Origin of the sequence: Corynebacterium sp. HMSC22B11 (assembly GCF_001815965.1) — a bacterium.
Classification (GTDB): Bacteria; Actinomycetota; Actinomycetes; order Mycobacteriales; family Mycobacteriaceae; genus Corynebacterium.
Genome location: NZ_KV823475.1, coordinates 23,797 through 38,370 on the forward strand (window position 1 = coordinate 23,797; position 14,574 = coordinate 38,370).

Below are 14,574 nucleotides of genomic sequence, written 5' to 3' on the forward strand. Positions count from 1 at the left end.
CTCCGGGGACCTGCCATATGCCAACCAGGGCCACGGCGCCCCAGCCCTCGCACCAGCTCCGGCCCCGGCCCCGGCCAACGGCGAGCAGCCGGCACCGCCGGCGCCACCAGCAGCACAGCCCGCACCGGCGGCACCCGCCGAAGCGAATCCGGCTCCGCCCGCCGCGCCGCGACCGTAACTGGCCGCACAGCGCCTAAGATTCTAAGCGCTAAAACTTCCGGGACACCGCCGCGTCCCGGCCAGTGAAGATCTGCGTCTCCAACCCAAGAACCATGCCGATCTTGCAACTGCGAAGACAAAGATCGAGGAGGACACACACCGTTGGCTCAGCAGTGGAACCGTCGGCCGGCAGACGGCTCGCGGAATACGCGAGCGCTGCTGCTCCTCGACAACAGCCCGCAGCGCTATAACAAGCGCCTGCGGCTCTCCCTGTTTGCCATCGTTATCGTCGTCCTCGCGCTCATCCTGCGCCTGACCTGGGTCCAGCTCATCGCGGGCCCAACGCTCGCGGAACACGCCGCTGCGCAGCGCACAGCCGTCATTGCTGAACCAGCCCACCGCGGCGCCATCGTCGACCGCGAGGGCCGCAACCTCGCCTACACGATGGAAGCCAAGTCGCTGTCGGTGCTGCCGAATAAGCTGCGCGGCTACATGGACGAACGGCACAAGGCGAACCCGGATGAGGTCCCGCCAGCCGACGAGCGCATCGAGCAGATCGTCGAAGAACTGCCAGACATGATCCCGGCATCCGAAGGCCGGGTGAAAAAGGAAGACCTCCGCAAGAAACTCACCGACGAGAAGGTCACCTACACCGTCCTCGTCCGCAACGTCGCCCCAGACGTGGCACAGAAGGTCACCGAAAAGTTCCCGGAGATCACCGCGGAACGCCAGGACATCCGCCAGTACCCCAACGGTGCGGTGGCCCAGAACATCATCGGCAAGATCAGCGCCGATAACCAGGGCCAATTCGGCCTGGAGCTCTCCCAGGACAGCCGACTGCAGGGTGTTAACGGCTCCAAGACCCTGGACATCGCTGGCGGCCTCACTATCCCAGGCTCCGCCCGCGACGAACACCCGCCGGTCAACGGCGATAACTTCGAGCTCACCCTCGATCTCGACGCGCAGGCCTTCATCCAGCAGCAGGTGCAGCAGGCGAAGGATAACTCCAAGGCCGAGTCCGCTTCCGCCGTCGTGCTGGACGCCAAGTCCGCCGAGGTCATCGCGATGGCCAGCTCCGACACGATCGATCCCAACGGTGACCTGCAGAAGCAGCTGCGGGCCAACAAGGCCTTCGGCGACCGCAATACCGCGGAAACCTTCGAGCCGGGCTCCATCGCCAAGATCATGACGGCCGCGGCCGCCATCGAGGAGAAGAAGACCACCCCGGACGAGGTGCTGAAGGTGCCCGGCTCAATTGAAATGGCCGGCGTCACCGTCCGCGACGCGTGGGAGCACGGCGTGGCCCCGTACACCACCACCGGCGTGTTCGGGAAGTCCTCCAACGTCGGCACCCTGATGCTCGCCGAGCGCGTCGGTCAGGAGAAGATGTACGAATACTTCCGGAAGTTCGGTGTGGGCCAGGCTGCAGACGTGGGGATGCCACACGAGGCCGCGGGCTACATGCCGGAGCTCTCTCAGTGGTCGGGCGGCACCTTCGCCAACCTCCCCATCGGGCAGGGTATGTCCATGAACCTGCTGCAGATGGCCAGCATCTACCAGACGATCGCCAACGACGGCGTCCGCGTCCAGCCGCGCCTGATCAAGTCCATCACCAACTCGGACGGGGAGGACGTCCCGCAGCCGGTCCAGGGCGAGACGCGCGCCGTGTCCGCAGAGACGGCGAAGACCGTCCGCGCGATGTTCCAGTCCGTCACCCAGGATGACCCGAACGGTGTGCAAAACGGCACCGGTGCCGCGGCCGCAGTCGAGGGCTACCAGATCGCCGGCAAGACCGGCACTGCCCAGCAGATTGATCCGGACACCGGCGCGTATTCAAACTCCAACTACTGGATCACCTTCGGCGGCATCGCCCCGGCGGATAACCCCCGTTTCGTCGTCGCGATCATGCTGGACAACCCGCAGCGCGGCACCGAGGAAGGCGGTGGCGGCGGGGGCTCGGCTGCGCCGACCTTCCACAACATTGCATCCTGGTTGATGGATCACTACAACGTTCCGCCTTCCCCGAAGGCACCACGGCTCATGCTGGAGGCTCGATAACATGGCAACCCACCAGGCCACTGACAATTCCGACCGCAACACCAGCGGGGTAACCCTCCGCGCACTCGCGGCACTGACCGGCGGCACGGTCGCCGATACCCATCAGGACGTCACCGTCGACTCCGCCGCCATCGGTTCCGCAGACGTCCAGCCCGGCGGCCTGTTCTGTGCCGTTCCAGGTAGCCGCGTCCACGGCGCGACCTTCGCAGCCGACAGTGGGGCCGCTGCCGTCCTCACGGACGCCGAGGGCGCGGAGATCCTCGCCGATGCGGACCTCCCGCTGCTGGTCGTCGACGACGTCCGGCGCTGGATGGGGCCGGTCGCCGCGGCCGTCTACGGCCATCCGAGCCGCGACCTGCGCATCATCGGCATCACCGGAACCTCGGGTAAGACCACCACGACGTACCTCATCGAGCGCGCCCTGATGGCCAAGCACAGCGTCGGCATCATCGGTACCACCGGCACCCGGATCAATGGCGAGCAGATCCCCACGAAGCTCACCACCCCCGAGGCGCCGACCATGCAGGCCCTGTTGGCGCAGATGCGCGACCGCGGGGTCACCCACGTGGTCATGGAGGTCAGCTCGCATGCGCTCGCGCTGGGGCGGGTGACCGGCATCGATTTCGACGTCGCCGGCTTCACCAACTTGAGCCAGGACCACCTGGATTTCCACCCGACGATGGAGGACTACTTCGAGACGAAGGCCCAGCTGTTCCTCCAGGCTCAGGCCGAGGGCGCGGAGCTGCCTGCCGCCGTGGTCTGCGTCGACGACGACTGGGGCCAGCGCCTCGCCGGCATGATTGCAGACTCCGGACACCAGGCCCTCACCGTGGGCACCACGAAGCAGTCCGGCGCGGTTTGGCAGGTCACCGACGTGCACGTCACCCCGGCCGGCCGCCAGGAGATTACCGTGGCCACCGAGGGCGAGGTATTCAGCTACGACATCGGCCTGGTCGGCTCTTTCAACGTGGCCAACAGCCTGCTGGCGATCAGCTGCGTGACGCAGCTGGGGGAGGATCCGCAAGCCGCAGCAACGGCCATCGCGGATGTGCAGGTGCCGGGCCGCATGCAGGCCGTGGACGCCGGGCAGCCCTTCCTCGCGGTGGTGGACTACGCCCACAAGCCGGGTGCCGTCGCCGCCGTCGTCCGGACCCTGAGCGACTACCTGCCGTCCCCGACGGGGCGCATCGGCATTGTGCTGGGAGCCGGCGGTAACCGTGACCACGACAAGCGCCCCATGATGGGCGAGGAGGCCGCGAAGGTCGCCGATGCCGTCTTCGTTACCGACGACAACCCGCGCGATGAAGAACCCGCCCCGATTCGGTCGATGATCCTGGACGGGGTGCGCAAGGCAGCCGAGGCCCGCGAGGCGAACGGCGAGAAGGTTTTTTATGACGACGTCCCGGGTCGCGCGGACGCCATCCGCGCGGCGGTCGCATGGGCTCGCCCAGGCGATGCGATCGTGGTGGCCGGCAAGGGACACGAGACCGGCCAAGAGGTCCGCGGGGAAATCCACCCATTCTCCGACCTCGAGGAGCTCGCCGCTGCGCTTGAGCAGCGGGCGGGCGTTGACCAGCAGGCACACACGAAGATCCGCGACTAACGAGAGGCGACGAAGCAATGATTGAGCTTTCAGCAGGTGAAATTGCCGCCATCACGGGTGGCGAATTGATTGACGGCGCCGCCGCGGAGACTATCGTGGCGGGGCCCGTGGAGTTCGACTCGCGCAAGGTAGCGCCGGGGAGCATCTTCATGGCGCTGCCCGGGGCCACCGTGGACGGGCACGACTACGTGGCCGCCGCGGGTGAGCAGGGCGCGGCGTTGGCCATCGTGGGCCGGCCCGTTGGTTACCCGGCGCTGCTGGCGCCGGCCAGCGAGCGGGCTGAGGGCACCGATAATTCCGCGGTCTTCGGCGCAGATGAGGAGGGCTACGGGGCGGCGGTGCTCGCCGCCGTCGATAAGCTCGCGCGCCACAACACCGACGTCCTTGCCGACGAAGAGGGCATGGTCGTCGTTGGTGTGACCGGCTCGGCCGGGAAGACCTCCACGAAGGATCTGATCGGCGCGCTGCTGGGTGACCTGGGAGAGACCGTCGCCCCGCCGGGCAGCTTCAACAACGAAATCGGCCTGCCCTACACCGCGCTGCGCGCGGACCGAGACACGAAGTTCCTGGTCTCCGAGATGTCCGCCCGCGGTGTGGGCCACATTGCCCACCTGACCACGGTCACCCCGCCGAAGATCGGCGTCGAGCTGAACGTTGGCAGCGCACACCTCGGCGAGTTCGGCTCCCGGGAGGCGATCGCACAGGCCAAGGGAGAGCTCGTCGAAGCACTCCCTGCCGCAGAGGATGGCGGGATCGCGATCCTCAACGCAGACGACGACGCGGTGATCGCCATGCGGCACCGCACCCGCGCGCGGGTCGTCACCTTCGCGCTTGACGAGCGTTCCAAGACGGGGGAGCGGGCCGACTACTGGGCCAGCGACATCCGCCTGGACGAGGTCGCCCGGGCGTCCTTCCGCCTGCACCACCCGTACGGTGAGCCGGTGGACATCCGCCTGGGCGTGTTCGGTGCCCACCAGGTCTCCAACGCGCTCGCCGCCGCTGCGGTTGCGATCGAATCCGGCATGCTGCCGGCGTCGGCGGCCCGAGTGCTGGGCAACCACGTCGCCGCCAGCGCCAACCGCATGGATGTGCGAACCCGGCGCGATGGTGCGACTATTATCAACGATTCCTACAACGCCAACCCGGAGTCCATGCGCGCTGGCATCGACGCCCTGGCCTACACGGCCGGTGGTCGTCCGGAGGCCAGTAGCTGGGCTGTGCTGGGGCAGATGGGCGAGCTGGGTGAGGAATCCGCCGAGGAGCACACCGAGCTAGGCAAGTTCCTCGGCACCCGGGGCATCGATCACGCCGTGATCGTTGGCACCGGGGTCAATCAGCGTGCCATCGCCGATGCGGCGCGGGAGCACGGTGTGGATACCCGCAGCGTCGAGGATGTCGACGCGGCAGTGAATTTTGTGGATCAACATGTCAAACCCAAGGATGTTGTGCTCGTGAAGGCGTCATACTCTGATGGTCTCTGGGCGGTCGCCGAAGGGCTTTTGGCGGACGAAGGAGCATAAGGAAAACCCATGATGCAGATCTTCATCGCGGGCGCCGTGGCGTTCCTCGCGGCTGTACTTTTCACCCCGGTTCTCATCCGGAAGTTCTCGGACGAAGGCCTGGGACAGGAGATCCGCGAGGAGGGGCCGAAGTCCCACCTGAAGAAGCGCGGCACTCCCACGATGGGTGGCATCGCCATCCTCGTGGGCATCACCCTTGGCTATATTGTCGCGGTGCTGGTCGGGCTGATCTTTACCGGCTCCGGCCCCGGCGTGTCCGGCTGGCTGGTGCTGGGCCTGACCCTCGCCCTGGGCGGGGTGGGCTTCGCCGATGACTACATCAAGCTGGTCAAGGGGCGGAACCTGGGGCTCAACGCCCGGGCGAAGCTCATCTGCCAGCTGGCGATCGCCATCGCCTTCGGCGTGCTGATTCTGCAGTTCCCGGACTCCAATGACATCACCCCGGGATCCACGTACCTCTCCTTCGTCCGGGAGATGCCGACGTTCAACATCGCCGTGGGCGGCGCCGTCATCGGCATGATCCTGTTCCTGATCTTCATCAACATCGTCATCTCCGCCTGGTCGAATGCCGTGAACCTCACGGACGGCCTGGACGGGCTGGCGTCCGGCGTGACGGCCATCGTGATGGGGGCGTATGTGCTCATCACCTTCTGGCAGTTCCGCAACTCCTGCGCCGATGGGGCGGCGGCTGGGTGCTACTTCGTGCGCGATCCGCTGGACTTGGCGATGCTCGCCTCCGCCGGCTTGGGCGCCTGCCTTGGCTTCCTGTGGTGGAACGCCGCCCCGGCGAAAATCTTCATGGGGGACACCGGTTCGCTGGCCCTGGGCGGTCTTGTCGCCGGCCTGTCGATTACCTCCCACACCGAGCTGCTGATGATCATCGTGGGCGCGATCTTCGTTCTGGAGACCGTCTCCGTGGTCATCCAGGTGACCTACTTCAAGACGACCGGTAAGCGCGTGTTCCGCATGGCACCGATCCACCACCACTTTGAGAACGGCGGTTGGGCCGAGACCACCGTCGTCGTCCGCTTCTGGCTGCTCGCAGCCCTGGCCGCGATGACCGGCTTCGGCCTGTTCTACGGCGAGTGGCTGACCGCCACGAGCTTCTAAACCCGCGAAAGAGGGCCTATCATGTCCACCGATTCGATCCTTAACCCCCAGTCCGCTGTTGACATCATGCGCTCGCAGACGGTCTTCGTCGCCGGCGCCGGCGTGGCGGGCAAGGGCATCGTCGCCATGCTCGAGGGCATCGGTGGACGCTTCAAGGTTGTCGACGACCGCGCCCAGGCTGCGGATCTCAACACCGCCGAGGCTATTGCCGCGGTGTCTTCGGCTGAGACCGCGCCCGCACTGCTGATCACTTCGCCGGGGTGGCGCCCGGACTCTGAGCTGCTGCTCGCAGCCCAGGCCGCGGGCGTGCCGGTGATCGGTGACATCGAGGCCGCCTGGCTCGCGGACCAGGCCGGGGCCTTCGGGACCTCGCGCACCTGGATTGCGATCACCGGCACGAACGGTAAGACCACCGCCACCGCGATGACCACGGCGATGCTGCAGGCAGGGGGCCTGGCCGCCGTGTCCGTCGGCAACATCGGCACCCCGCCGGGGGCCGCGTTGGTGGCCGACGAGCGGGCGGACTACCTCGTCGCCGAAGTCTCCAGCTTCCAGCTGCATTGGGCGCCCAGCTTCACCCCGGACACCGGCGTGGTGCTCAACCTCGCGGAAGATCACCTGGATTGGCATGGTTCCATGGCAGGCTACGCCGGGGATAAGCTCCGCGCCCTTCGGGGACCGCGCCCGGTGGTTGCAGTGGACGAACAGCTCGTCCGCGAGCTCGCTGCGGACAACGGTGTCCCCAACGTGGTGGCCTGCAGCATGCAGGATCCTGCCGAGGTGCTCGCCCAAGCACATTTCCCGCTCGTTGTGGGGGTGGTGGAGTCCGAGGCAGGGGCGGTCATCACCGAGGTAGCCACCGCCGAGAACGGTGAACTGCAGGTCACCCCCATCGCCTCGGCGGAGGCGATTTCCCCACCGGGGCCGGCGGGCATCGCCGATGCTGTGGCGGCCTGCGCCCTCGTGCGAGCCTTCGACGTGCCGCCAGTAGCCATTTCGCAGGCGCTGCACGGCTTCGAAGTGCAGGCGCACCGTGGCCAAGCCGTGCACCTGGCAGAAGGGGTGATCTGGATTGATAACTCCAAGGCCACGAACCCGCACGCAGCCATCGCCGCGCTCGGCGGGCTAGAGAACATCGTGTGGGTCGCCGGCGGCCAGCTCAAGGGCGCGGAGGTTCACGACCTCATCGCCACCGTCGGACCTGGGCTGCGAGGCGCGGTCGTCCTCGGCTGTGACCGGGCGGAGATCATTCGTGAACTGGCGGCACAGTTCCCAGACCTGCCTGTCACGGAGGTCTCGAACACCGACCCGGAAGGAGCGATGGCCGAGGCGGTGGCCGCCGCCCGTAGCCTCGCTGCACCAGGGGACAGTGTTGTCCTTGCGCCCGCGGCGGCGTCTCTGGACATGTACACCGGTATGGCACAGCGCGGCGAACTCTTCGCCGCCTACGCTCAGCGCACAGGCGCCGAGGCTTGCACCAGCGAACGGGAGGGCGAGAACCAATGACTATGACTTCACACCACGGCTCAGGCCGTGATCGTGCCCGGCGCCAACCCGCCCGCACCGAGTACCCCCGCCGCCACGCGGATCAAACGCGACCGAAGCAGAGCGGTGGCGGGCAGAACTCCACCGCCAAGGGCGTGGGAGCCAAGATCAGCGCGGTGCTGGATGCCCCGCAGCTGAACTACAAGGTGATCCTGAGCATCACCCTGATGCTCACCGCCATTGGTTTGACGATGGTGCTGTCCTCCTCGATGGTCACCGCGCGCACCCCGGATACCTCCGTGTGGTCCGTATTCCTCAACCAGGCCCTGTACGTCGTCCTCGGCCTCGTGGTTGCCTGGCTTGCCCTGCGGCTCCGGCCGGACACCATCAAGGCCATCTCCCCGTGGCTGCTCGGCCTCGCACTGTTCCTGCAGGTAGCACTGTTCATCCCGGGGGTTGGTGTTGGCGCGGAAATCGGTTCCCACTCGTGGATCCGCTTCGGCTCCTTCGGTATTCAGCCTTCCGAGCTGTCCAAGGTGGCGCTGGCTGTGTGGGGTGCGGCGGAGATCAGCTCCAAGACGCGCCAGACCGACGAATTCCGCCCCGCTCTTGGTCGATTCCTGGCCGTGGGCACGGCCATGGTGCTTCTGGTTCTGCTGCAGAAGGACCTCGGCATGATGCTCACCGTGGGCATCGTGTTGATGGCGCTGTTCTTCTTCTCCGGTGTCTCGGCTCGCCTCATCGCCCTCGTCGGCGGTGTCATCGCGCTGCTGGCCACTGGCGCGACCATCGCCCAGGCCTACCGAAGCGACCGCATCACGACGTGGAAGGACACCCTGTTCCTGAACTTCCGGGAGGGCAGCACCAGCGGGCCGTCCTACCAGTCCTATCAGGGGCTGCTGAGCCTCTCGGACGGCTCCCTGACCGGCACGGGGCTGGGGCAATCTCGCGCGAAGTGGTACTACCTGCCGGAGGCGAAGAATGACTTCATCTTCGCAATCATCGGGGAGGAGCTCGGCTGGGTGGGGGCCATCATCGTGGTCGCGCTCTTCGCCTTCCTCGGCTGGTTCGGCATCCGCACCGCCCTGGCGCAGGCAGACCCGTTCCTGTCCATGCTCGCCGCAACCCTGACCCTGGGCATCGTCGTGCAGGCGTTGTACAACATCTCCTACGTCGTGGGCCTGATGCCGATGACGGGTATCCAGCTGCCACTGATCTCCGCGGGTGGTACCTCCATGGTCATCACCCTGGGCTCGCTCGGCCTCCTCGCCAATTGCGCACGCCACGAGCCCAAGGCGATCTCCTCGATGCAGCACGAGGGTCGTAGCCTCTTCGACCGGATGTTCCTGCTGCCGGAGCCGCTGCCGTACCGGGCGGGGGAGGAGCGCCGCATCGAGCGTCGCAATACGACTCAGCGCTACGGCCGACCGGTGACCCGCCGGGAGTCCACCGCGGGCACCGCGGGGCAGGATGTCCGCCGGGAACGTGACCGGAACCGTCGCGCGCAGGAGCGGCTGCCGCACCGCGATCGCGTGCCGGATTACGATGGCACTAATAGCTGGCACCGGCAGGAACCACTGCCGCAACGTCGAAGCCGCAGTAGCGCGAACCGCTACTCGCCAAGGAGGAAGTAGAAACCCATGGCCGACAGCACACACCGGGAGGATCATCCAGCAGGCGGGCGTACCGATGCCGCGCCGTCGGTGGTCGTCGCAGGAGGCGGAACCGCTGGCCACATCGAGCCAGCGCTCGCGGTCGCCGAGGCTGTGAAGCGCCTGGCCCGGAACGCCCGGATCACCGCACTGGGTAGCCCCAAGGGATTGGAAGCCTCGATCGTGCCTGACCGCGGCTTTGACCTGCGCATGATCCCGCCGGTTCCGGTCCCGCGGAAGGTGAATAAGGACCTATTCACCCTGCCGCTGCGTTTGAAGCAGGCCATCGACGAGACCAAGGCCCACCTCCGTGACGTCCAGGCGGACGTCCTCATCGGCTTTGGTGGCTACGTCTCTGCTCCGGCCTACCTCGCCGCCCGTTCGCTGGGAATCCCGTTCTTCGTGCACGAGGCCAACGCCCGTGCCGGCATGTCTAACAAGCTGGGCGTTCGCCTCGGTGGGACTGCGCTGGCCGCCGTGCCAGGCTCGGGCCTGAAGGACGAGAAGATCGTGGGCATCCCGGTCAAGGAATCCGTGTTGAACCTGGACCGCGCAGCGTTGCGCGCCGAGGCCCGCGAGTTCTTTGGCCTTGACCCCGAAGGACCGGTCCTCCTGGTCACCGGTGGTTCCCAGGGCGCGGCCAGCATCAACCGCGGGGTTGTTGACGCCGCCGATGCCCTCCACGAGGCGGGCGTGGGCGTCCTCCACGCCTTCGGCAAGAAGAACGAGATCACCGCACCCGAATTCGACACCGCACCCCGCTACCAGGCGGTGCCGTATATCGACCGCATGGATCTCGCGCTCGCCGCAGCCGACGCCGTACTGTGCCGCGCGGGTGCGATGACCGTCGCCGAGGTCTCCGCCGTCGGCCTGCCTGGCATCTACGTCCCGCTGCCGCACGGCAACGGGGAGCAGGAGCTCAACGCCCGCCCTGTTGTCGACGCCGGTGGCGGGGTGATTGTCCCCGATTCCGAGCTCGACGGCGCGCGCGTCGCCTCGGAGGTCACCGCACTGCTCGGCGACGAGCAGCGGCTGGCCCAGGCCAGCGCGGCAGCCGAGTCCGCCGGTCACCGCGATGCGGCGGACGAGATTGCTCGAGCTCTGCTTTCAGCAGCCCGCTAGGCGCCCAGACCCGCTTCAACCGGACGCCGGGCCACAGCACCAGCAGGTGGCCTCTCCCGGTGCGATTATTACGACACCCCTTTCAAGGCAATAGCCCTTCCCACGAAGATTGAGGATCCCATGACCACGCAGCCTGAACAGATTGATCTGAGCCGCACCCACATGGTGGGCATCGGCGGGGCCGGGATGTCCGGCATCGCTCGAATCCTGCTCGCCCGGGGCTACAGCGTCACCGGCTCCGACATGAAGGATTCCCGCAGTGTTCTGGCGCTGCGTGCAGCCGGGGCGGAGGTCGCTATCGGACACGACGCCGCCAACGTCACCGGTGGCGCGGCACTTCCGACGGTTGTCGTGACCTCCTTCGCCGCGATTCCGCAGGATAATCCTGAGCTCACCGCTGCCCGCGAGGCCGGGATCCCCGTCGTCCGCCGCTCCGACGTGCTCGCCGCCCTCATGTCCGATCGCCGGGCGTTCCTACTGGCGGGCACCCACGGGAAGACCTCCACGACCTCGATGGCGGTGGTGGGCGTGCAGGCCGCCGGCCTCGATCCTTCGTTTGCCATCGGCGGGCAGTTGAACCGCGCGGGTACGAACGCCCACCACGGCACCGGGGAGATCTTCATCGCCGAGGCCGACGAATCCGATGGCTCGTTCCTCTCCTATAGCCCGGAAGTTGCGGTGATTACGAACATCGAGCCGGATCACCTCGACTACTACGGCACGGAACAGGCCTATGTGGCGATCTTTGATGAGTTCGCCACGAAGGTCACCCCGGGTGGCTACCTGGTGTGCTGCCTCGACGACCCGGGCGCTGCCGCGCTGGCAGCCCGGGTTCGCGCCGCGGGTTCGGCGCCCACGGTGTTGGGTTACGGCACCCGCGCGGCCGTCGACCAACACCCGGATATCCCGGCCGCCGCGATTATCGAGGAGATGCGCCCCGACGCACGTGGTACGGCTGCGAAGGTTCGGTTCACCCTGCCCGGCCAGGAGGAACGCTGTGAGGATATCCGCGTGGCCATCCCGGGGGCACACATGACGCTCAACGGGGTTGCCGCGATCACCGGCGGTGCGCTCCTGGGCGCGGACCTGGAGAAGGTCATCGCTGGGGTGGCCGATTTCGACGGGGTGCGCCGCCGTTTCGAGTACCACGGTGAGGCCGGTGGCGTGCGGGTCTACGACGATTATGCGCACCACCCGACCGAGGTCACCGCGGTGCTCACCGCCGCTAAGGAGCTGGTCGAGGCGACCGACGCCGGACGCATCATCGCGGTATTCCAGCCCCACCTGTACAGCCGCACCATGAACTTCGCCGCTGAATTCGCCCGTGCCCTGTCCCTGGCGGACGAGGTTGTTCTGCTGGATATTTTCGGCGCGCGTGAGCAGCCGGTGGAGGGCGTGGATTCCCGCATCATCGGTGAGAAGCTGACCTGCGACTGGCACTTCCAGCCAAACTTCTCCGCTGTTGCGGAGCAGGTCATCGGCATCGCGAAGCCGGGGGACGTGGTGCTCACCATCGGTGCTGGCACGGTCACCATGCTCGCCGATGAGATCCTGCGCTGCGGCCGGGAAGCGCAGGGGGAGTAGGAGCCATGGCGGATGATAAGACCACACGCGATCGGCGCGGCCCCCGCAGCGCGGGAGCGCAGGCCCGGGAACGTCGCAGGCGAAGCAAGCACGCGCGGCGCCGGTGGGCGTTTGTGGCGGTGCTGGCCGTCGTTGTCGCGTGGGCGGTGCTCTTCTTCTTCCCGGTTCTTACCGTCAAGAACGTCGACGTCCAGGGCGCCACAAACGCTGATGTGCAGCAGGTCAGCGAAGCGAGCGGGGTGGGCCAGCAGAGCAACATGCTGCGCCTGGATACCGAGCAGGTTGCCCGGAACGTCGCCCCGACGCCGTGGGTGAAGAAGGTAACCGTCTCGCGCAGCTGGCCGAGCACCGTGACAATTCAAATCACCGAACACGAGGCCGTCGGCGTGCTCGACGAGGGTGGGGAGACATCCCTGATCGACCGGGACGGCAAGGTCTTCCTTAAGGGGCCGGCCCCGGAGGGTGCGGTGCCGTTTACAAAGGTCAAGGACGGCGACACCCGGGCACTGGCTGCCGGTGCGGCGGCGGTGAATGCGCTGCAGCCGGAGAACCGCAAGCAACTGGTGGAGGTCGCGGTCCCGAACGCTGAGGCGGTCGAGATGACCTTCGAGCTGCCCGCCCCTAAGGGGGAGGCCAAGCCTCGCAAGGTCGTGTACTTCGGTGCAGCCGAGCAGCTGACGGAGAAGGCCGAGGCGGTGCGCGTGGTGCTGCAGCGCGAGCAGCCCACGTGGAACGTGTCCAATCCCGCCATGCCGACAGCCCGGGATTAAGTGGGATTTTTCCGCCGCGTTGGGGTTGGCGCGGCGCTACTGAAGCGCGTGTGACTAGTGTGACTCATGTGCCGATAATCGCAGGTCGGAACCTTAAAGTAGAACTTTAAAGATACGACACGCTCCCGAAATGTGCGCCAAATCCTTGGCCCCACGGGTCAAGATGGAAGGCAACGAAAAGGCTCCACACATTAGCGCGGACCTTTCCCCGAAGGCTCGCGCACAAGGAAGGCGGAAAACTTTATGACAACTCCTGGAAACCACCTCGCAGAAATCAAGGTGGTTGGTGTCGGCGGCGGCGGAGTCAACGCCGTCAACCGCATGATCGACGAGAAGCTGCAGGGCGTGGAGTTCATCGCGATCAACACCGACGCGCAGGCTCTCATGCTCACCGATGCCGACGTGAAGCTCGATATCGGCCGCGAGGAAACCCGTGGTCTTGGCGCCGGCGCCAACCCGGATGTCGGCCGCAAGTCCGCCGAGGACCACAAGGACCAGATCGAGGAGATCCTCGCTGGTGCGGACATGGTCTTCGTCACCGCCGGTGAGGGCGGTGGCACCGGCACCGGTGCCGCCCCGGTCGTCGCAAACATCGCGAAGAAGCAGAACGCCCTGACCGTCGGTGTCGTCACCCGCCCGTTCACCTTCGAGGGGCCGCGCCGCACCAAGCAGGCCCTGGCGGGTATCGAGGAGCTCCGCGACGTTTGCGACACCCTCATCGTCATTCCGAACGACTCCCTGCTGAAGCTCTCCGACGAGCAGCTGTCCATGATGGACGCCTTCCGCAAGGCAGACGAGGTGCTGCTGTCCGGTGTCGAGGGCATCACCAAGCTGATCACCACCCCGGGCGTGATCAACGTGGACTTCGCAGACGTCCGCTCCGTCATGACCGACGCCGGCTCCGCCCTGATGGGCATCGGCACCTCCCGCGGTGAGCAGCGCGCCGTCAAGGCCACCGAGGCCGCGATCAACTCCCCGCTGCTGGAAAACACCATGCAGGGCGCCAAGGGCGTGCTGCTCTCCTTCGCGGGTGGCTCCGACCTGGGCCTGATGGAGGTCTCCGAGGCCGCATCCCTGGTTCAGACCATGGCCGACGAGGACGCCAACATCATCTTCGGCACCATCATCGACGACCAGCTCGGCGACGAGGTTCGCGTCACCGTCATCGCCACCGGCTTCGACGATTCCCCGTCGGCATCCTCCAGCGCCCAGCGCGGCGGGGCTGCCCACGCTGCCGAGAACCGCGGCGCCAGCATCTTCGGTGACTCCGAGGCCCCGCGCGTCGAGGCTGAGCCACTGCAGGAGGCCGCACCGGCCCAGCCAGCGACCCCAGCAAGCGAGCCGCGCCAGGAGCGCCAGAGCTCCTTCGCCGCCCGCGAGGGCCGCGCAGGTCAGAACCCCGCACGCGGCGGCGGCCTGTTCACCTCTGACGAGCCGGCTCGCCCGCGCCACGAGCGCACCGACGGCCCGGACGAGGGCGACGACCTCGACCTCCCGTCCTTCCTCTAACA

The 14,574-nt window shown here is 67.0% G+C and carries 10 protein-coding genes; all 10 read left to right on the plus strand.

What is annotated here, in order from left to right:
• Positions 1-321: 321 nt before the first annotated feature.
• A complete protein-coding gene (locus HMPREF3088_RS01790) occupies positions 322-2,217 on the plus strand; it encodes a peptidoglycan D,D-transpeptidase FtsI family protein (protein WP_070757998.1) in 1,896 nt (631 codons plus the stop codon).
• A 1-nt stretch (position 2,218) separates the two neighbouring features.
• Positions 2,219-3,820: a UDP-N-acetylmuramoyl-L-alanyl-D-glutamate--2,6-diaminopimelate ligase gene (locus HMPREF3088_RS01795; RefSeq protein WP_070758000.1), complete on the plus strand. Its 1,602-nt coding sequence runs from the start codon at positions 2,219-2,221 to the stop codon at positions 3,818-3,820.
• Positions 3,821-3,837: 17 nt separating this feature from the next.
• On the plus strand, positions 3,838-5,340 hold the full coding sequence (gene murF / locus HMPREF3088_RS01800) for a UDP-N-acetylmuramoyl-tripeptide--D-alanyl-D-alanine ligase (RefSeq protein WP_070758002.1): 1,503 nt from the start codon (positions 3,838-3,840) through the stop codon (positions 5,338-5,340).
• Positions 5,341-5,349: 9 nt separating this feature from the next.
• Positions 5,350-6,450, plus strand: coding sequence for a phospho-N-acetylmuramoyl-pentapeptide-transferase (gene mraY / locus HMPREF3088_RS01805; protein WP_070758004.1), 1,101 nt, complete (start codon positions 5,350-5,352; stop codon positions 6,448-6,450).
• A gap of 21 nt (positions 6,451-6,471) precedes the next feature.
• A complete protein-coding gene (murD, locus tag HMPREF3088_RS01810) occupies positions 6,472-7,956 on the plus strand; it encodes a UDP-N-acetylmuramoyl-L-alanine--D-glutamate ligase (RefSeq protein ID WP_070758006.1) in 1,485 nt (494 codons plus the stop codon).
• Positions 7,953-9,569 carry a peptidoglycan glycosyltransferase FtsW gene (locus tag HMPREF3088_RS01815; RefSeq protein WP_070758008.1) on the plus strand — a complete coding sequence of 539 codons (1,617 nt, stop codon included), beginning with the start codon at positions 7,953-7,955 and terminating at the stop codon, positions 9,567-9,569. Before murD ends, HMPREF3088_RS01815 begins: the two co-directional genes overlap by 4 nt.
• A 6-nt stretch (positions 9,570-9,575) precedes the next feature.
• On the plus strand, positions 9,576-10,709 hold the full coding sequence (murG, locus tag HMPREF3088_RS01820; protein WP_070758010.1) for an undecaprenyldiphospho-muramoylpentapeptide beta-N-acetylglucosaminyltransferase: 1,134 nt from the start codon (positions 9,576-9,578) through the stop codon (positions 10,707-10,709).
• Between the two features lie 120 nt (positions 10,710-10,829).
• Positions 10,830-12,293: a UDP-N-acetylmuramate--L-alanine ligase gene (murC, locus tag HMPREF3088_RS01825; protein WP_070758011.1), complete on the plus strand. Its 1,464-nt coding sequence runs from the start codon at positions 10,830-10,832 to the stop codon at positions 12,291-12,293.
• A 5-nt stretch (positions 12,294-12,298) separates the two neighbouring features.
• The gene (locus HMPREF3088_RS01830; protein ID WP_070758013.1) at positions 12,299-13,063 is read left to right on the plus strand and encodes a cell division protein FtsQ/DivIB; all 765 of its coding nucleotides are present in this window, start codon (positions 12,299-12,301) and stop codon (positions 13,061-13,063) included.
• Between the two features lie 243 nt (positions 13,064-13,306).
• Complete coding sequence (ftsZ, locus tag HMPREF3088_RS01835; protein ID WP_070758015.1) at positions 13,307-14,572, plus strand: cell division protein FtsZ; 1,266 nt, start codon at positions 13,307-13,309, stop codon at positions 14,570-14,572.
• Positions 14,573-14,574 lie beyond the last annotated feature (2 nt).